This window comes from Achromobacter sp. FW305-C-28 (assembly GCF_058783235.1).
Genome location: NZ_JBYSYL010000011.1, coordinates 156,684 through 175,336 on the forward strand (window position 1 = coordinate 156,684; position 18,653 = coordinate 175,336).

General features: G+C 65.5%; 13 protein-coding genes. 7 read left to right on the forward strand and 6 right to left on the reverse strand.

Translation table 11 applies throughout. The features are described from left to right. Positions 1-5: 5 nt before the first annotated feature. The 3 genes from AC3WMR_RS24435 to AC3WMR_RS24445 form a co-directional block, all read right to left on the reverse strand. Positions 6-1,199 carry an MFS transporter gene (locus tag AC3WMR_RS24435; RefSeq protein WP_492265742.1) on the reverse strand — a complete coding sequence of 398 codons (1,194 nt, stop codon included), beginning with the start codon at positions 1,197-1,199 and terminating at the stop codon, positions 6-8. Positions 1,200-1,366: 167 nt separating this feature from the next. Next, positions 1,367-1,873, reverse strand: a complete 507-nt coding sequence (locus AC3WMR_RS24440) for a hypothetical protein (protein ID WP_492265741.1) — start codon at positions 1,871-1,873, stop codon at positions 1,367-1,369. A gap of 189 nt (positions 1,874-2,062) precedes the next feature. Beyond that, complete coding sequence (locus tag AC3WMR_RS24445; RefSeq protein ID WP_492265740.1) at positions 2,063-2,962, reverse strand: LysR family transcriptional regulator; 900 nt, start codon at positions 2,960-2,962, stop codon at positions 2,063-2,065. Positions 2,963-3,046: 84 nt separating this feature from the next. On the opposite strand from AC3WMR_RS24445, the gene AC3WMR_RS24450 reads away from it, so the two are divergent. After that, entirely contained in the window at positions 3,047-3,973 is a 927-nt protein-coding gene (locus tag AC3WMR_RS24450) for an alpha/beta fold hydrolase (protein WP_492265739.1), read from the forward strand. Between the two features lie 129 nt (positions 3,974-4,102). Continuing rightward, the gene (locus AC3WMR_RS24455; protein ID WP_492265738.1) at positions 4,103-5,101 is read left to right on the forward strand and encodes a Bug family tripartite tricarboxylate transporter substrate binding protein; all 999 of its coding nucleotides are present in this window, start codon (positions 4,103-4,105) and stop codon (positions 5,099-5,101) included. Between the two features lie 539 nt (positions 5,102-5,640). Here AC3WMR_RS24455 and AC3WMR_RS24460 read toward each other — a convergent pair. Then, positions 5,641-6,090 (reverse strand): Lrp/AsnC family transcriptional regulator, encoded by a 450-nt coding sequence (locus AC3WMR_RS24460; RefSeq protein WP_049071146.1) that lies wholly within the window; start codon positions 6,088-6,090, stop codon positions 5,641-5,643. 138 nt (positions 6,091-6,228) lie between these two features. On the opposite strand from AC3WMR_RS24460, the gene AC3WMR_RS24465 reads away from it, so the two are divergent. The 5 genes from AC3WMR_RS24465 to AC3WMR_RS24485 all read left to right on the forward strand — a co-directional run bounded on the left by AC3WMR_RS24465 (position 6,229) and on the right by AC3WMR_RS24485 (position 15,934). Then, on the forward strand, positions 6,229-9,735 hold the full coding sequence (locus AC3WMR_RS24465; RefSeq protein ID WP_492266913.1) for an indolepyruvate ferredoxin oxidoreductase family protein: 3,507 nt from the start codon (positions 6,229-6,231) through the stop codon (positions 9,733-9,735). A gap of 303 nt (positions 9,736-10,038) precedes the next feature. Beyond that, positions 10,039-12,969 (forward strand): ribonucleoside-diphosphate reductase subunit alpha, encoded by a 2,931-nt coding sequence (locus tag AC3WMR_RS24470; RefSeq protein WP_492266914.1) that lies wholly within the window; start codon positions 10,039-10,041, stop codon positions 12,967-12,969. A gap of 21 nt (positions 12,970-12,990) precedes the next feature. Further along, positions 12,991-14,190: a ribonucleotide-diphosphate reductase subunit beta gene (locus AC3WMR_RS24475; RefSeq protein WP_492266915.1), complete on the forward strand. Its 1,200-nt coding sequence runs from the start codon at positions 12,991-12,993 to the stop codon at positions 14,188-14,190. A gap of 341 nt (positions 14,191-14,531) precedes the next feature. Further along, positions 14,532-15,191: a histone H1-like DNA-binding protein gene (locus tag AC3WMR_RS24480; protein WP_025137614.1), complete on the forward strand. Its 660-nt coding sequence runs from the start codon at positions 14,532-14,534 to the stop codon at positions 15,189-15,191. A 182-nt stretch (positions 15,192-15,373) separates the two neighbouring features. Continuing rightward, positions 15,374-15,934 carry a YggT family protein gene (locus AC3WMR_RS24485; RefSeq protein ID WP_175193401.1) on the forward strand — a complete coding sequence of 187 codons (561 nt, stop codon included), beginning with the start codon at positions 15,374-15,376 and terminating at the stop codon, positions 15,932-15,934. 125 nt (positions 15,935-16,059) lie between these two features. Here AC3WMR_RS24485 and AC3WMR_RS24490 read toward each other — a convergent pair whose 3' ends face one another. Both AC3WMR_RS24490 and AC3WMR_RS24495 read right to left on the reverse strand, forming a co-directional pair. Then, complete coding sequence (locus AC3WMR_RS24490) at positions 16,060-17,508, reverse strand: D-alanine--poly(phosphoribitol) ligase (protein WP_492266916.1); 1,449 nt, start codon at positions 17,506-17,508, stop codon at positions 16,060-16,062. A gap of 16 nt (positions 17,509-17,524) precedes the next feature. After that, positions 17,525-18,652, reverse strand: a complete 1,128-nt coding sequence (locus AC3WMR_RS24495) for an MBOAT family O-acyltransferase (RefSeq protein ID WP_492266917.1) — start codon at positions 18,650-18,652, stop codon at positions 17,525-17,527. Between the last annotated feature and the right edge of the window lies 1 nt (position 18,653).

Here is an 18,653-nt window from a genome sequence, read left to right on the forward strand (position 1 = left end):
CGCCGCTACACCGCCTGGGGCCGGGATTTCAACGCACGCGAGAAAAACGCGCCCAACAGCGGCAGCAGCACGGCCGAGCCGCCGAACAGCACCGCCGCGCCAACCTCGTCCACCACCGCGCCGGCCAGCGCCACGCCGGCCGCCTGACCCATGAACAGGCATGACGCGAACCACGCTACCGCCGTGCCGCGCGCGGACGGCACCATCTGGGTGGCGTTGGTCTGCAAGGTGGCATGCAGCAGGTAGTAGCCAAAGCCGGCCAGCACGCTGGCCAGCAGGCTCCAGAGCCACACCGGCCCCAGCAGGTACGACAGGAAGGCCACGCCCAGCACCAGGCCGCCCGCCACCGCCAGGCCGCGTTCGCCCAGGCGCTTGAGAATGCGGCCTGCCACCACCGTGTAGAGCAGCCCGCCCACCGCATACACCGCCACCAGCGCGCCAGCGGCGGTCAGCGAGATGTCGAAGCGTTCGTGCAGATACGACGGCGCAAAGGCCAACGCGCCAAAGACCAGCAGGCCTTCGATGAACACCGTGGCCAGCACCACCCGCGCCCACGGCGTGCCCAGCACCTGGCGCGCCTGCGCCACGAAGCCCTGGCGGGGCGCGTTCGGATCCACCACGCCCATCCCGGCGCGGCGCTGGCGCCGCACTTCCAGGTGCAGCAGCACACCCACCACCAGGTAGCCGCATACCAGGGCGGCAAAGGCCCAGCGCCAGCCCAGCGTGTCAGCGAACAGGCCGCCGGCCAACTGGCCTGTCGCCATGCCCAGGATGGTGCCCGTCAGAAAACGCGCCAGCGTTGCCTGGCGCCGTTCGTAGGGCACGGTGTCGCCGATCCAGGCCATCGACAGCGGTACGATGCCCGCCCCCGCCGCCCCTGACAGGGCGCGGCAGACCACCAGCATGTCCAGCGTCTCGGCCGCGACGGCCCCGGCGCTGCCCACCGCACAGGCAAAGGTCGCCACGCTGACAACGCGGTATTTGCCATAGCGGTCGCCGACAGGCCCGAAAAACATCTGCAGCACGCCGTAGGCCACGGCGAACGCGGTCACCGCGCGCGCGGCCTGCCCGGTGGTGGCGCCGAATTCGGCCGCCAGTTGCGGCAACATGGGATCACAGATGCGAAAGGCGCTGGCGCTGACGAAAGCGGCCAGGGCCAGGAGCGCGATGGCTCGCGCTTCAGAGGAAAGGGCAGGCATGAAAGACCGGCGGCGGGATGAAAGGCGAAGTTCGCACCTTACTCCAGCCGGACGCGCTTGGCGACGCCGCGAGCCGGCGCCTGTCCGTCCGGTGGGAGGGCCCGGCCGCACGGTGTGTGGCCTCGCCCCGACCGGTGGCTCGCCGAGCCCCCGGCCAGAAGCCGTCATCAATACGGCAGACGGTAACCCTGCGGCATGCGGCGCGCGGTCACGACCTGGCCGCCGCTTTTCAGTTCGCGCAGCGTCAGCTTGGCCTGCTCGACCTTTTCGACGCGGTAGCGGTTGACGTAGATCGGGTCGGCGGCGTCGACGATTTCGCCGTTCGATTGCGTGGTCTGCATGGTGTAGATGCCGTCCACCACGCTCCAGCAGCCGGTTTCACGCAGGGCCGGACGCGTCTTGCGGCCGATCTTGAGCTGCGTTTCGTAGGCCATGCGGCCGTCGGCGTACAGCACGGTCAAGGCCTGGAAATCGCCGCTGACGCCACGCGGCTTCGAATTCGAATACCAGGTGCCGACCATGGGATCGCCGCTCTTGGCCGGCACGCAGGCCATCGGCTTGGGCGGCCCTTCCGGCTGGGCCTCGGTAATGGAGGCGGGTTTGCGGACGACGCAGCCGCCCAGGATCAGAACGGCGCAGACCACGCCCGCCGTACGCAAATACACACTGCTCATGACTTCCTCAACACGTCTGTCGACGCGTCGCGCCGCTCAGATCGGCGCGCCCCTCGCGCAGCAAACATCACGCACTCTAAAGAGGCGTCCATGAAGAATCAACGACGATCCGCGCCAAGTGCAATTGCGCAACAGTCCGTCATGCAAAGCGCCCGCTTTACCGCGCTAACACGCAAAAATGCGTTGGTTTCACACGACAGTGCGGCCGCCGCGCGCGGCCTTTTCGCGCAGCATTTCTTCCATGCGCGCAGCCGCTGGCGACAGGCTGCGGCCCGCCAATCGCGTGATACCCAGCTCGCGTTCGATGCGCGGCCGCGCCAGCGGCACGAAGGCCAGTTCTGGGGAATCCGGCGGCACGCCCAGCTGCGCCAGCACCGTCACGCCCACGCCGCGTTCCAGCATCGCCAGCAGCGACATCATGTTGGACACGAACACCTGCCGTTCCATCATGAAGGCCGCCTGCGGGTAATCGGCCAATTGCCGATGGGCCACCGTGCCCACCAGCGGCAGGGCGGCGATTTCACGCCACGTCACCGACTTGCGGCTCGCCAGCGGATGGCCGCGATGGCAGACCAGCCCGAACGCATCGCGCAACAGCGGCTCGAACGACAGGCGCCGGTCGCGCAGCACCGGGCTGCACACGCCCAGTTCCACCTCGCCCGCCAGCACCATGCGTTCCACGCCTTCGGAGTTGTCGTCGAACAGGCGCAACGCCACCGCCGGATAGCGTTCGCGGTACGTCGCCACCAGTTCGGGCAGCCAATGCGTCGCCACCGTCGCTACCGACGCCATCGTCAGCGTGCCGGCCTGGTTGCTGGCCAGCCCCGACAAGGTGCCGGCCACCCGGTCATGGTGCTCGACGAGTTCACGCGCCAGCGGCAGGCAGTCCTGCCCGAACCGCGTCAACGCATTGCCGTTGCCGCGCTCGAACAGCGGCTGGCCCAGGCGCTGCTCCATCTCGCGGATCGACAGCGACAGCGCCGGCTGCGAGCGGAACGCTCGCGCCGCCGCCGCGCGGAAGCTGCGCAATTCGGCCACCAGCAGGAAGTGGCGGTAGTGCGTGATCGACAGTTCGGGCAGCGCGGGCATGGATCAGTCTGATTTTGTAGAACTTATCGATTTATAGGAAAAATAAAGTTTTCTCATCATAGGCCGCCCCGTAACATGGCCGCAATGACTACCGCGACCCTTGCCCCCGCAGCTTCCTACGATGTCGACCCGCTGGACTTCAGCCTCGCCGACCGGCTTGCCACCCGTTCCGTCGGAAAAGGCCGGCTGCTGATCGGCCAGGCCGACACATCCGGCATGCCTGCCAAGCCACACCGGGCCGCCGCATCCGTCCCGACCACGCGCCGCGTCGACGCTGCCGCATCGCAATCCCGCACTCGCCCCGGCCTGTTGTTCGTGCCGGGCGGCTATCACGGCGCCTGGTGCTACGCGCACTACCTGGATTACTTCGCTCGCGCCGGCCTGCCCTGCGCCGCCGTGGATGTCCGCGGCCACGGCCCGCTGCCGCAAGACGCCGATTTCATCCACGCCCACATCGCCGACCTGGCCCAGGACGTCGTCGCCGCGCTCGACGCGCTGGACGGCCCCACCATCGTCGTCGGCCACAGCGTGGGCGCCCTGCCCACCCTGCTCGCCGCCACCCAGCGATCCGTCGCCGGCATCATCCTCATGGCGCCCTCCCCGCCGGGCAACCTGCCGGGTGCGCGGGCGCTGCCCCCCGTCCCCGAAGGCGTCGTCCGCCAGCCGCCCGCCGACACCGAAGTCCGCGCCCGCTTTCTCGCCACCGCACCCGACCGCGACGTCAGCGCCGTGATACGCCGCCTGAGCCCCGAAAGCCCGCAGGTGCTCAACGACCGCTACCTGCTGCGCGTGCCCGTCGCCCCCGCCGCCATCACCGCCCCTGGCCTGTGCCTGGAAGCCGGCCTGGACTCGCACGACCGCCACCCGCCCGGACAAGACCACGCCATCGCCCGTCTGTATGGCTTCGACCACGCCGTCCTTGCCGGGCAGCCGCACTGCATGATGTACGGCGACCACTGGCAAGCCAGCGCCGCGGCCGTCCTGGACTGGCACCGCCAGCAATTCGGCTAGTTCCGAACAAGGCGCCGGCGACACTGACACCTACCGCACCAAGACCCAAAGCCCACCCCCCCGCAGCACAGCCGCACTGCCCCAGCACAAAACAATAACGGCGCCCATCGGCGCCGCCAGGAGACAAGCATGATCCGCACCCCTTCCCATCCCGCCACGGCCACACCGCGCCGCCCCGCCCTGCGCGTCCTGCTGGCCAGCGCCACCCTGCTGCTGGCCAGCACTGCCCACGCCGCCGGCTGGCCCGAAAAGCCCATCACCCTCATCGTCCCGTCCGCCGCCGGCGGCGCCGCCGACCTCACCGCCCGCACCTTCGCCCAGTTCCTGGGCAAGCAAACCGGCCAGACCGTCATCGTCGAAGACCGCCCAGGCGCCGGCGGCATCGTCGGCACCAACGCCGCCAAGAACGCTGCCGCCGACGGCTACACGTTCCTCCTGTCCACCAACTCCACCCACGCCGCCAACCAGTTCCTGTACAAGAGCCTGCCCTACGACGCCCAGAAAGACTTCGTCCAGATCGGCATGCTCGGCACCTTCGGCACCGTCGGCATCGTCGCCCCCGACAGCCCCTACCGCACCGTCCCCGAACTCGTCGACTACGCCAAGAAACATCCCGGCGAAGTCTTCTTCGGCTACTACAGCTCGTCCTCCCAGGTCCCCGCCGAACTCTTCAAGAAGCGCGCCGGCATAGACATCGGCGCCGCCGGCTACAAGAACATCACCCAGATCATCACCGACCTGCGCGGCAAACAGATCGGCTTCGCCTTCGTCGACTACCTCACCGCCATGGGCCAGATCGACGGCAAAGGCCTCGCCCCCCTGGCCGTCACCGCCGACAAACGCCACCCCGCCTGGCCCGACGTCCCCACCATGTCCACCTACTACCCCGACTTCATCGTCGCCGGCTGGCTAGGCATCTCCGCCCCCGCCGGCACCCCGCCCGACATCGTCGCCAAAATGAACGCCGCCACCCAAGCCGCGGTAAAAGACACCCCCACCGCCGACAAACTCCGCGCCCTGGGCCTGACCCCCGAAGCCATGGACGCCGCCCGCTTCGACACCTTCGTCAAGGAAGACACGGTCCGCTGGAAGGAGTGGATCAAGATCTCAGGCATACAACCCCAATAAAGACGCCCTAATAGATATAGATATAGATAGAGGCAGCGCCGCACAAAGCGGCGCTGCCTCTATCTATATAAGAGAGCATAAAAGCGAAACCCGAGAAAAAGAGAAATACCGCGCAGTCGGGAAAGCAGAAAAGCAAAGACAACCAAAAAACCTCCACCCCCAACCAGCCCACCCGCGCAAGCGCGCAGCGGCATCGCCGCCCGCAAGACACCCCAACGCCAAAGAAGGCCGCCCGCGCGGCCGCTTTGGCGACCCCGCCCCCTCCTCCTCCCCCAAAACGATCGTGGCCAACACGCCAAGCACCCCACCCGTCCCAACAACCGGCAGTAAGGCACATCAAGAGCGCGTGACGGGGCAGGCGGGTGAGGGCGGGGCGTGTAGATTGCGCCCGGCGGAATCCGAAGGAACCGCCAAAGGCGGTGACGAGGATGAGCACGGGGCAGTCCGGAGCGAAGGCTCCGGACCGCAATCGTAGCCCCGCCCTCACCCGCCTGCCCCGTCACGCGCGGCTTAAGAACCATCAACCGCCAATAGAAAACCTAAAGCGGCAACTTCAATTCATGCTTGATCTCACGCAAAGCCACAATCGTCCGAGTCTGCCGAATCCCCGGCATATTGAACAAAAACCGATGCAAAAACCGATCATAGGCCTCAGGACTCTCAACCAGAATCTTCAACAGAAAATCAGAATCCCCCGTCACCGCATAGCACTCAAGAATCTCCGGCGCATCCCGCACTGACCGCTCGAAGTTTTCCACCGTATTCGCCGAATGCCGCTCCAGGCTGATCTGCGCGAACATGCACCCCAGCCCCACCTTGCTGCGATCCACCTGCGCGCTATAGCCCTGGATCACCCCGCTCGCCTCCAGCGCCTTCACCCGGCGCCACACCGGCGCCGCCGACAGCCCCACCTTTTCAGACAACTGCTGCGCCGAAGCCCGGCCGTCCTCCTGCAGGGCCTTGAGGATGCCGATATCGGTCTTGTCCATCGTTTTGTCTCCTGTTTGGGTCGAAATTCCGCGAACACGAAATATTCATTGCGAATTATAGGGATAGCACGATCCAAAAACGCAATAAACCTGATGCTGCGCGAACCTATCATGGTGCCGACTACAGGAGTATTCACGATGGACGGTACCCCCGCCGCCGAGCCCCAGCTGGACCTCGACTACCAGCTCGCCGACAACCTCACTCGCGAGACCGGCCGCATCTTTCTCACCGGCACCCAGGCCCTGGTGCGCATCATGCTCACCCAGCGCCGCATCGACCGCGAGCGCGGCCTGAACACCGCCGGCTTCGTGTCCGGCTACCGCGGCTCGCCCCTGGGCGGCGTCGACATGGCCATGTGGAAAGCGCAGAAAGCGCTGGACGCCAACCAGATCTCGTTCCTGCCCGGCATCAACGAAGACATGGCCGCCACCGCCGTCATGGGCACCCAGCAGGCCGGCGTGCGCGCCGACCGCAACGTCGATGGCGTCTTCGCCATGTGGTACGGCAAGGGCCCCGGCGTCGATCGCGCGGGCGACGCCCTGCACCATGGCAATGCGGCCGGTGCGTCGCGCCACGGCGGCGTGCTGGTGGTCGTGGGCGACGACCACACCGCGGTGTCCTCGTCCATTCCGCATGCCAGCGAAGCGTCCCTCATCGGCTGGCAGATGCCCATCGTGCATCCGTCCTCCATCGACGAATACGAAACCTTCGCCCTGTGGGGCTGGGCCCTGTCACGCCATGCCGGCACCTGGGTCGCCTTCAAGGCGGTCTCTGAAACCATCGAAAGCGGCCATTCCTTCACGCCCGCGCCCGTCGTCGCCTACGACATGCCGGCCGACCCCGACCTGCCGCCCGACGCGCTGGAATATTCCGCCCGCGACTTCCTGTCGCTGGCCGTCGAAGCCCGCATGAACCTGCGCATGAAGGCCGTCACCGCCTTCGCGCGCCGCCACAGCATCGACCGCCTGACCTGTCCGGCGCCGCGCGCCACCGTCGGCATCGTCACCGTCGGCAAGGCCCACCTGGACGCCATGGAAGCGCTGTCGCGCCTGGGCGTGGACACCGTCACCGCCAACGCGCCCGTGCGCATCTACAAGCCCGGCCTGACCTGGCCGCTCGATGCCGAACGCATGCTGGAATTCGCGCGCGGCCTGTCGCACATCCTCGTCATCGAGGAAAAAGGCGCCGTCGTCGAAACCCAGCTCAAGGACCTGCTGTTCAACCTGCCCGAGCGCGCCACCGTCATCGGCAAGAAGGGCTTTGACGGCGAACTCGTGGTGCCATCGGCCGGCCAATTGCGGCCGTCGCTGCTGGCCCGCCCGCTGGCTGCCTGGCTGTCGCGCACCGCCGGCCTGCAGACCGGCGCCGACCTGGCCGGCTTCGACTGCCAGGACACCCTGTCCAACGACGCCGACGGCATGCGCCGCCGTCCCTACTTCTGTTCGGGCTGTCCGCACAGCACCTCGACCAAGGTGCCCGAAGGCAGCCAGGCGCTGTCCGGCGTGGGCTGCCACTACATGGCTGCCTGGATGGACCGCGACACCGGCGGCCTGACCCAGATGGGCGGCGAAGGAGTCGACTGGATCGGCCTGTCGCGCTACACCAGGATGCCGCACATCTTCCAGAACATGGGAGAAGGCACCTACTACCACTCCGGCTACCTGGCCATTCGCCAGGCCGTGGCCGCCAAGGCCAACATCACCTACAAGATCCTGTTCAACGACGCGGTCGCCATGACGGGCGGCCAGCCGGTGGATGGCCCGATCTCGGTGCCGCAGATCTGCCAGCAACTGCGCGGCGAAAACGTCGCGCGCATCGTCGTCACCAGCGACGAGCCCGAAAAGTACCAGGGCGTGGACCTGGGCCCCGGCATCAAGGTGCACCATCGCCGCGAACTGGACACCCTGCAACGCGAGCTGCGCGAGATCGCCGGCGTCACCGTACTCATCCACGACCAGACCTGCGCCGCCGAAAAGCGCCGCCGCCGCAAGAAGAACCAGTTCCCCGACCCGGCGCGCCGCATGCTGATCAACAGCGCGGTCTGCGAAGGCTGCGGCGACTGCGGCGTGAAATCGAACTGCCTGTCGGTGGTGCCGCTGGAAACTCCCTATGGCCGCAAGCGCGCCATCGACCAGTCCAGCTGCAACAAGGACTATTCCTGCGCCGAAGGCTTCTGCCCAAGCTTCGTGTCCGTCATGGGCGGCAAGCCTCGCAAGAGCGCCGCCCCCAAGGCCGACCAGGAACGCCTGCAGCAGCTCATCCAGCGATTGCCGCTGCCGCAGCTGCCCGCACTGGACCGCCCCTATCGCCTGCTGGTCGCGGGCATGGGCGGCACCGGCGTCATCACCATCGGTGCGATCGTATCGATGGCCGCCCACCTGGAAGGCCTGTCGGCCGCCGTGCTGGACCTGACCGGCCTGGCGCAAAAGGGCGGCACCGTCGTCAGCCATATCCGGCTGGCGCCGGCTGGCGCTGCCGCCGGCCCCGTGCGGCTGGACTGGCAGCAGGCCGACGCCGCGATCCTGTGCGACCCGGTCGCCTCCGTCGCGCCGGATTCGCTGGGCGCGCTGCGCCGCGGCCACACCCGCGTCACCGTCAACACCTACGTCGCGCCCGTCTCCGACTTCACCCGCAACCCCGACGCCGCCATGCGCCCCGAGGCCCTGCTGGCCAAGATCCGCCACGCCGCGGGCGAGGCCAACACCGCCGCCATCGACGCGCACGAAGCCGCGCTGGCCCTGTTCGGCGACAGCATCCTGTCCAACATGTTCATGCTGGGCTATGCCTGGCAGCGCGGCGGCGTGCCGCTGTCGCAGGCCGCCATCAACCGCGCCATCGAACTGAACGGCGTGGCGGTGGCCGCGAACCGGGCCGCCTTCGACAGCGGCCGCCTGGCCGCGCACCAGCCCGACGCCCTGGACGGCGCGCTGCGCCCCCGCGCTCAAGTCGTGCAACTGCATGTGCCCGAAACGTTTGAACGCGCCGTGGCCCGCCGCGTCGACGACCTGACCGCCTACCAGGACGCCGCCTACGCCAGCCAGTACCGCGACGTGGTTGAACGCGTCGCGGCCCGCGAACGCGAGCTGGCCCCCGACGCCAAGACCCCGCGCCTGGCCCTGGCCGTGGCGCGCAGCCTGTTCAAGCTGATGGCCTACAAGGACGAATACGAAGTCGCGCGGCTCTACACCGGCGAGGCCTTCCAGGCGCAGCTGCAAGGCCAGTTCGAAGGCGACTACAGCCTGCGCTTTCACATGGCCCCGCCGATCTTCGCCCGCAAGGACCCGCGCACCGGCATACCCCGCAAGGTCACGCTGGGCCCGCGCACCATGACGGCACTGAAGCTGCTGACCCGCTTCAAGCGCCTGCGCGGCACCTGGTTCGATCCGTTCGGCCACACCGCCGAACGCAAGATGGAACGCGCCCTGGTCAGCGAGTACCGCCAGACCATAGACCAGCTGCTTGTAGGGTTGACCCGGGACACGCTCGCGCAAGCGGCTACAATCGCCGCCCTTGCAGAAACCATACGCGGCTTCGGCCACGTCAAGGCCGCCAACGTCGAGAAGTACCGGACAGAGTTGGCTCGCTTGATGCAAAGCTATACGGCGCCTGCCCCGCGCGATGTACCCCTGCGGAAAACCGCATAAACACTCGCGTTGAGCGGTCCTGTCCCGGGCGCGCCTTAGCAGGCGCGCCCGGTGCATTTGGTAACAATCTTTTGGGAACTTGGTCCTATCTTCTTCTTGTGGGTGTCGTACTCGATCACTAGAATTAGTGTCCAACGAGGGGTGCTACACTACATGTTGTGGTCGCCTAACCGCTGATTCTCGTCGGCCACGCCATACGGATACGTCCGTCCAAGCGTTGCGACCCCCTCAATAAGATCCAATTTCGTACCTGACATGACGTCGTCATGTCGCTATCTACGCGCTTTTCGCACAGGAGCTTCCATGCAGACTACGATCGCCTCTGTGACCCGGCCCTCGGCCGTGCCGCCCTCTCAAACCGATTCCCCGGCCGACGCCAATGGCGGGCAATGGGCCAGCTACAACATCATTCGCCGCAATGGCTCGGTGGTCGGGTTCGAACCCAGCAAGATCGCCATCGCCATGACCAAGGCCTTCCTGGCCGTCAACGGCGGCCAGGGCGCAGCCTCGGCCCGTGTGCGCGAACTGGTGGAACAGCTGACGTCCCAGGCCGTCAACGCGCTGGTGCGCAACCGCCCCGGTGGCGGCACCTTCCATATTGAAGACATCCAGGACCAGGTCGAACTGGCCCTGATGCGCTCGGGCCAGCACGACGTTGCCCGCGCCTATGTGCTCTACCGCGAAAAGCGCACCCAGGAACGCGCCGCCGCTGCTGCCGCCGAAGGCCAGCAGAAGGCTGACGCCGCGCCGCAGGAACACGTGCTGAACGTCACGGACGCGGGTGTCCGCCGTCCGCTGGACATCGCCGAACTGCGCGCCACCATCGTCGCCGCTGGCGAGGGCCTGGCCGAATTCATCGATTCGGAAGCCATCCTGAAGGAAACGGTCAAGAACCTGTACGACGGCATCCCCGTCGACGAGGTCTACAAGTCCGCCATCCTGTCGGCGCGCGCGCTGGTCGAAAAGGACCCGGCCTACAGCCAGGTCACCGCTCGCCTCTTGCTGCACACGATCCGCAAGGAAGTGCTGGGCGAAGAAGTCTCGCAAGACGGCATGGGCGCTCGCTACGCCGAGTACTTCCCCACGTTCATCGCCCGCGGCATCGAAGGCGGCCTGCTGTCGCCCGACCTGGCCAGCTATGACCTGACCAAGCTGGGCAAGGCGCTGAACGCCAAGCGCGACCTGCAATTCGGCTACCTCGGCCTGCAGACCCTGTACGACCGCTACTTCCTGCACATCCGCGGCACCCGCATCGAACTGCCGCAGGTGTTCTTCATGCGCGTGGCCATGGGCCTGGCGCTGCGCGAAACCGACCGCGAAACCCGCGCGATCGAGTTCTATGAAATCCTGTCGTCGTTCGACTTCATGAGCTCGACCCCGACGCTGTTCAACTCGGGCACCCTGCACTCGCAGCTGTCGTCGTGCTACCTGACCACCGTCTCCGACGACCTGGAAGGCATCTACGACGCCATCAAGGAAAACGCACTGCTGGCCAAGTACGCCGGCGGCCTGGGCAACGACTGGACCCCGGTGCGCGCACTGCGCAGCCACATCAAGGGCACCAACGGCGAAAGCCAGGGCGTGGTTCCGTTCCTGAAGGTCGTCAACGACACCGCCGTGGCGGTGAACCAGGGCGGCAAGCGCAAGGGCGCGGTCTGCACGTACCTGGAATCGTGGCACCTGGACATCGAAGAATTCCTGGAACTGCGCAAGAACACCGGCGACGAGCGCCGCCGCACGCACGACATGAACACGGCGAACTGGATTCCCGACCTGTTCATGAAGCGCGTCATGGAAGGCGGTGAATGGACGCTGTTCTCGCCGTCCGACTGCCCCGACCTGCACGACAAGTACGGCCGCGCATTCGAAGAAGCCTACATCGGCTACGAAGCACGCGTTGCCAGCGGCGAACTGAAGCTGTTCAAGAAGATGCCTGCGCTGAACCTGTGGCGCAAGATGCTGTCGATGCTGTTCGAAACCGGCCATCCGTGGATCACGTTCAAGGATCCTTGCAACATCCGTTCGCCGCAGCAGCACGTCGGCGTGGTCCACAGCTCGAACCTGTGCACCGAGATCACCCTGAACACCAACGAATCCGAAATCGCGGTGTGCAACCTGGGTTCCGTGAACCTGGTCGCCCACATGAAGCCGGCTGCCGGCGGCGGTTTCGAACTCGACCACGACAAGATCAAGCGCACGGTCAGCATCGCCATGCGCATGCTCGACAACGTCATCGACATCAACTACTACGCCGTCGAGAAGGCTCGCAACTCCAATGCGCGCCACCGTCCGGTGGGCATGGGCATCATGGGCTTCCAGGATTGCCTGCAGATGATGCGCGTGCCGTATGCGTCGCAAGACGCCGTTGAATTCGCGGATCGCTCGATGGAAGCGGTGTGCTATCACGCCTACTGGGCCTCGAGCCTGCTGGCTGAAGAGCGCGGTCGCTATCAATCGTATGAAGGCTCGCTGTGGTCGCGTGGCATCTTGCCGCAAGACACGTTGAAGATGCTGCGTGATGAACGCGGTGGCCATGTCGAGGTCGATGAATCGAGCACGCTCGATTGGGATACGTTGCGCGCGCGCATCAAACAACACGGCATGCGCAACTCCAATTGCATCGCAATCGCCCCAACCGCGACTATTTCCAATATCATTGGTGTATCTGCGTGCATCGAACCTACTTTCCAGAACTTGTACGTTAAATCGAATCTCTCCGGCGAGTTCACGGTCGTTAACGATTACCTCGTGCGTGACCTGAAGAAACTCGGTCTCTGGGACGAAGTCATGGTCGCCGACCTCAAGTACTTCGACGGCAGCCTGTCCCGCATCGATCGCGTACCTTCCGAACTCCGCGAACTCTACGCCACCGCGTTCGAAGTCGAACCGAGCTGGCTGGTTGAATGCGCGTCGCGTCGCCAGAAGTGGATCGACCAGGCACAGTCCCTGAACATCTACATGGCCGGCGCATCGGGCAAGAAACTCGACGACACCTACAAGCTGGCCTGGAAGCGCGGCCTGAAGACGACCTACTACCTGCGTACCCTTGGCGCCACCAGCGCCGAGAAGTCCACGGGACGCGGCGGCGAACTGAACGCCGTCACTGCTGGCGGTCAATCCACCGCCGCCCCCGTGTCCGCTGCACCTGTTTTGCCGGAACCCGAAGTTCTCGGGGCGGTTTGCACCATGCGGCCGGGTGACCCCGGTTTCGAAGAGTGCGAAGCCTGCCAATAAACCGCCTCCGGAGAATGAATCATGATTAATTGGGAAGACGACACCCTCGCCACGCAACCTGCACAAACCCCCGCACCCGCGGCGGGTGGGCAGGCTGCGCCCGAAGTCCGGGCGGCGACCGGCGTGTTCGGCGACACCGCCCTGCCCACGCCCGCCGCGCCTGAACACGCGGCAGGCCTGGCGGCCAGCGGCGCCGCCACCTCGCAGCGCGTGAAGGTTGCAGACAAGCGCATCATCAACGGCGAAACCGACGTCAACCAGCTGGTGCCGTTCAAGTACAAGTGGGCTTGGGAAAAGTACCTGGCCACTTGCGCCAACCACTGGATGCCGCAAGAAATCAACATGTCGCGCGACATCGCCCTCTGGAAGAACCCCAACGGGCTCACCGAGGACGAGCGCCGCATCGTCAAGCGCAACCTGGGTTTCTTCGTCACGGCCGACTCGCTGGCCGCGAACAACATCGTGCTGGGCACCTACCGCCACATCACGGCGCCTGAATGCCGCCAGTTCCTGCTGCGCCAGGCCTTCGAAGAAGCCATCCACACGCACGCCTATCAATACATCGTCGAAAGCCTGGACCTGGACGAAGCGGAGATCTTCAACGCTTACAACGAAGTGCCGTCCATCCGCGCCAAGGACGAGTTCCTGATCCCGTTCATCGACGCGATCGCGGACCCCAACTTCAAGACGGGCACGCCCGAAGCCGACCAGACGCTGCTCAAGTCCCTGATCGTCTTCGCTTGCCTGATGGAAGGCCTGTTCTTCTACGTTGGCTTTACGCAGATCCTGGCGCTGGGCCGCCAGAACAAGATGACCGGCGCGGCCGAGCAGTACATGTACATCCTGCGCGATGAATCCATGCACTGCAATTTCGGCATCGACCTGATCAACACCGTCAAACTCGAGAATCCGCACCTCTGGACGCCGGAATTCCGCGAAGAAATACGAGAACTCTTCCGCAAAGCGGTCGAACTCGAATACGCTTACGCCGAAGACACGATGCCGCGCGGCGTGTTGGGCTTGAACGCACCCATGTTCAAATCCTACCTGCGCTTCATCGCCAACCGTCGTTGCCAGCAAATCGGTATCGAACCGCTGTACCCGCAGGAAGAAAATCCCTTCCCGTGGATGGCGGAAATGATCGATCTTAAGAAGGAACGCAACTTTTTTGAAACTCGCGTGATCGAATACCAAACTGGTGGCACGCTGAGCTGGGAGTAACGTAGTTCGCCATCAGGTCCGGCGCGGGCACGCTCAAAGAGCGTCGCGTTCGCGCCAGGCCTGACGGCGATCTCCCAGGTCAGGGTGTTTTCGAACACGTAGAACAAGCGGTAGGCGGTCTGTGATCAGACTGCCCACCGGCGCCATTTGAAATGGCTCGCGCCAAAGGAGCGGGGGCCATATCAAATGGCTGTGCCGAATTCATTAGCGCAAACCGTAGTAGCTGTTGCTCGCACAGAACAGCGGCATGCGCCGATGAATAGCCCGGGCACGGTTCGCCTTGTTGGCGAGTCGGGGCACGGGTTTAAGTTCTGGGACCCCTGAACCTAAGGAGCATGACCATGGCAACAGCCAAGAAAGCCGTAAAGAAAGCGGTGAAGAAGCCCGCCGCCAAGAAGGCAGTAGCGAAGAAGGCCGCTCCGGCCAAGAAAGCCGCTGTCAAGAAGGTAGCAGTCAAGAAAGTCGCCGCCAAGAAACCGGCAGTGAAGAAGGTTGCCGCCAAGAAGCCGGCAGCCAAGAAGGTCGCAAAGAAAGCGGTAGCCAAGAAGGCCGTCGCCAAGAAAGTCGCGGCCAAGAAGCCGGTAGCCAAGAAGGCAGTGGCCAAGAAGGTCGTCGCCAAGAAGGCGGTTGCCAAGAAGGCCGTCGCCAAAAAGGCCGTCGCCAAGAAAGCGGTAGCCAAGAAGGTCGTCGCCAAGAAAGCGGTAGCCAAGAAGGCCGTCGCCAAGAAGGCGGTTGCCAAGAAGGCCCCCGCTGCCAAGAAGGCGGTTGCCAAGAAAGTCGTAGCCAAGAAGGCTCCGGCTGCCAAGAAGCCCGCTGCTGCAAAGCCTGCCGCTGCCAAGCCGGCTGCTGCCAAGAAGCCCGCCGCTGCCAAGAAGCCCGCTGCGAAGAAAGCCGCTCCGAAGAAGCCCGCTACGCCGCCGTCCACGGCTGCTGCGCCGGGCGCGAAGACCGCGCTGAACCCCGCCGCGTCGTGGCCGTTCCCGACGGGTGGCCGTCCGTAATCGGACCGGTCCACATCGGTAGCAGTACCTCAAGCCGCCTGGCCCTGGCCAGGCGGTTTTTTATTGCCCCGATGCTTCATCCCTTTTGCGCCGTCCGCCGCGGCGATCGCGTCATCCGGGCACTACCGTAGCGCCATTGGCGTGAGACAATAAAAGCCGTCTTTATTTGGTAGATAGCGTCCATGCTCGGTGAAATCCTTCGCTTCCTGCTCGAAATCGCATTCACGCTGTTCGGCGCGGCCCTGATCGCCCGCGCCTGGATGCACGCGATACGACTGCACCCCTTCAATCCGCTGGCACGCGTCATCTACCAGGCCACCAACTGGCTGGTGCTGCCGCTGCGCAAGATCATTCCCGCCGGCAACAAGATCGACTGGACCAGCATCGTGGCCGCCTGGCTGGCGGCGCTGGCCTATCTGGTGCTGATCTGGATGGTCGCGCTGGGCGCCCTGCTGCCGGCCGTGCTGCTGCCCAAGTTCCTGCTGGGCGCCGTGTTCATGGCGGCCAAGTGGGCGCTGAACCTGGTCGTGTGGCTGACCCTGATCCAGGCGGTGCTGTCCTGGGTCAACCCGATGGCACCCATGATGCCGCTGCTACAGGCCCTGACCGCGCCGCTGCTGGACCCGGTTCGCCGGCTGCTGCCGCGCACCTCGATCGACTTCTCGCCGCTGGTACTCTTGATCGTGGCCCAGATCGTGCTGATGGTGCTGGCCCGCCTGAGCTACAACGTGGTGGGCGTCTGACGCGCACCCGATAGACAGCCGCTGGCAAGGCGCCAGCGGGCACTGACCAAAAAGCCCAGGCATTTCCGCCTGGGCTTTTTTTTGGATTCGAGCAGGCCGCAGGCTCGCGCCCTGCCCGCTCGTCGTCACGCCGGAATCGCGGCGTAGATGTCGATCAGCTTCTTGCGGTCGATCTTGTGATTGTTCGACATGGGCAGCGCCGGGCAGGCCACCAGCTCGGATGGCACCATGTAGGGCGGCAGACGCTGGGCCAGCCGGTCTTTCCAGCCCGACAGCGCGTCCGGCTGCAGAAAGCGCGCATCGGCCTCGCCCGTTGCGCCGCCCGCCACGAAGCCGATCAGGCGCACTGCCGTGCCATCCGGCCGGCGCAGCACTGCGCAGGCGCCGCCTTCCACGCCTGGCAGGCCATGCAGGGCTTCGTCGATCTCGGCCAGCTCGATACGGTAGCCATTCAGCTTGATCTGGTCGTCCATGCGGCCGCGGCAGAACAGCAGCCCGTCGGCCTCCATCTGGCCCAGATCGCCCGTGCGGAATCCGCGGCGGCCATCTTCGGCCACGAACAGCTTGGCCTCGTTCAGGTCCGGGCGGTTCAGGTAGCCGCGCATGACGTGGTCGCCCACGATGCAGATCTCGCCGTCCTGCACCCGCAGTTCGCAATCGGGCTTGGCGTAGCCCACCGGCAGCGGATCGTGGGCCGCCAGCACGGCGTCGTTGATGTCGATCCAGGTGGTGGCCACGGTGGCTTCGGTCGGGCCGTAAGTATTCAGGATCACGGCATCCGGGAACCGCTGGCGCAGCTTCTTTGCCAGCGCCGCGGGCAAAGGCTCGCCGCAGAACAGGAAGGTGCGCAGCGTGGGCAAGGTGGCCGGTGAGAAATCGCGGTTGGCCAGTTGCTGGTGCGCAAACGACGGCGTCGACACCCACACCGTGATGCCATTGGCCGCCAGCCGCGGCATCCAGGTGGCCGCCGCGCCGATCTGCTCGCGCGAATTCAGCACGCAGGTGCCGCCAGCGGCCAGCGTGGCGAACACTTCATACATGGACAGGTCGAAGCTGAACGGCGCCTGGTTCATGAACACCGGCGCATCACCCAGGCCGAAACTGCCCAGCATCCAGTCGCCCAGCAGCCCGACGCTTTCGCGGCCGATCTGCACGCCCTTGGGGTCGCCCGTGCTGCCGGACGTGAACATGACATAGGCCAGGCCGCGTTCGGCCAGCTCGGCGCCGTCACCCGGTTCGAAGCCCCGGGCCGCGGTGTCGTACACCGCGGCGGCGCGCACGATCTCGACGATGCGGCGCAGGCGTTCGGGCGGATAGATGGTGTCGACCGGCACGAACGGCGCGCCGATCAGCAAAGCGCCTACCATGGCGACGAAGAAAGAGGCCTCTTTGTGTCCGTAGATGGCCACGGGCACGTCGGGGGCCGCGCCGTGCTCGCGGGCCTGGTCGGCCCACGCCACGGCTTCATCGCGCAACTGCGCCCAGGTCAGGCTGCGGTCGGCCGCGACCACCGCCAGCGCGTCGGGCGAGCGAGCGGAGTCAACGAACTGGAAGGTCTTCAGGTCGAAACGCATGCCGAAACTCCGGGCGTCAGATGGGGCTGCGGCCGCTGAACACGTACAGCGCGAGGGCAGCGAGAATCAGGGTGAGAACGCGCCCGAGAAAGCGCATGACGGGACGCGCCAGCGTGGCCTGCAGCGCCGGCCGCGTGCGGGCGGCGTTGATCAGCAGGTTGTGGCCCACCGAATACGCCCCGAACATCAGGCCGCTGACGATGTAGTGCACCGACAGCCCGTTCCAGACGCCCATGGCCAGCAGCGTGGCAAAGATGCCGATGTTCTGCGCTGCCATGCGGTGGCGCGCGAAGAACGGCGTCTTGCTCAGCGCCTTGTAGATCGGCATGAACACGACGTCACGCAGCCACTCGGACAGGCTGATGTGCCAACGGCGCCAGAAGTCCTGCGGATTGAGCGTGGCCAGCGGGTTGCGGAAGTTGATCGGCAGCGTGAAGCCGAACAGCATGCCGATACCGATGGCCATGGTGGAATAGCCGGCGAAATCGAAGAACAGGTAGGCGCTGTAAAGCGAGGCGTTGAGCGCCACGCCGGTGAACGAATAATCGTGCGCATCCAGCGTCGCCAAACCGTAGCGCCAGATCAGTTCGGCCAGGCCGAATTTCTGGATCACGCCCAGCATGATCAATTCCAGGCCGGTCAGCCAGGTATTGAGATTGACGCCTTCATAACCGCGTTTCAAATCGGCCTGGAAACTGCGCCAGCGGTACATCGGCCCGGCCAACAGCGTCAGCGGGAAGAACAGGTAGATGAAATAGTCGAGCGGCGAGATGCGTTCGTTGCGCTGGGCAAACAGCAGCACGTCGATGGCGCGGAAGGTGGCGAACGACAGCCCCAGCATGGCGCCCAGGTGCGATACCCCGGTCTTGACCAGCAGCAGCGGCGTCATGGTGATGATGACGGCCAGCCAGGTGGGGATGTAGTTGCGCCGTACGGCCCACAACGCCGTACCCGAAATGGCCAGCAGCGCCAGCGGCTGGTAGGGCCGCGCCCAGAACACCGCCATCCAGACGCCCAGGCAGATCACGCCGATGATGTGGCGATAGCCGATGCGCAGCGGCATGCCGAAAGAGCGGTAGGCCAAAAGACCCAGCCCGCCGCACAGGGCGCCGCCGAAAAAGCTCAAGCTTGCGAACAATTCCATG

Excerpts from the sequence above, each read along its gene's own strand:
- AC3WMR_RS24475 (WP_492266915.1), top strand. The coding sequence starts at position 12,991 with ATGATTAATTGGGAAGACGACACCCTCGCCACGCAACCTGCACAAACC.
- AC3WMR_RS24495 (WP_492266917.1), bottom strand. The coding sequence starts at position 18,652 with ATGGAATTGTTCGCAAGCTTGAGCTTTTTCGGCGGCGCCCTGTGCGGC.
- AC3WMR_RS24490 (WP_492266916.1), bottom strand. The coding sequence starts at position 17,508 with ATGCGTTTCGACCTGAAGACCTTCCAGTTCGTTGACTCCGCTCGCTCG.
- AC3WMR_RS24465 (WP_492266913.1), top strand. The coding sequence starts at position 6,229 with ATGGACGGTACCCCCGCCGCCGAGCCCCAGCTGGACCTCGACTACCAG.
- AC3WMR_RS24450 (WP_492265739.1), top strand. The coding sequence starts at position 3,047 with ATGACTACCGCGACCCTTGCCCCCGCAGCTTCCTACGATGTCGACCCG.
- AC3WMR_RS24440 (WP_492265741.1), bottom strand. The coding sequence starts at position 1,873 with ATGAGCAGTGTGTATTTGCGTACGGCGGGCGTGGTCTGCGCCGTTCTG.
- AC3WMR_RS24460 (WP_049071146.1), bottom strand. The coding sequence starts at position 6,090 with ATGGACAAGACCGATATCGGCATCCTCAAGGCCCTGCAGGAGGACGGC.
- AC3WMR_RS24480 (WP_025137614.1), top strand. The coding sequence starts at position 14,532 with ATGGCAACAGCCAAGAAAGCCGTAAAGAAAGCGGTGAAGAAGCCCGCC.
- AC3WMR_RS24485 (WP_175193401.1), top strand. The coding sequence starts at position 15,374 with ATGCTCGGTGAAATCCTTCGCTTCCTGCTCGAAATCGCATTCACGCTG.
- AC3WMR_RS24470 (WP_492266914.1), top strand. The coding sequence starts at position 10,039 with ATGCAGACTACGATCGCCTCTGTGACCCGGCCCTCGGCCGTGCCGCCC.
- AC3WMR_RS24445 (WP_492265740.1), bottom strand. The coding sequence starts at position 2,962 with ATGCCCGCGCTGCCCGAACTGTCGATCACGCACTACCGCCACTTCCTG.
- AC3WMR_RS24435 (WP_492265742.1), bottom strand. The coding sequence starts at position 1,199 with ATGCCTGCCCTTTCCTCTGAAGCGCGAGCCATCGCGCTCCTGGCCCTG.
- AC3WMR_RS24455 (WP_492265738.1), top strand. The coding sequence starts at position 4,103 with ATGATCCGCACCCCTTCCCATCCCGCCACGGCCACACCGCGCCGCCCC.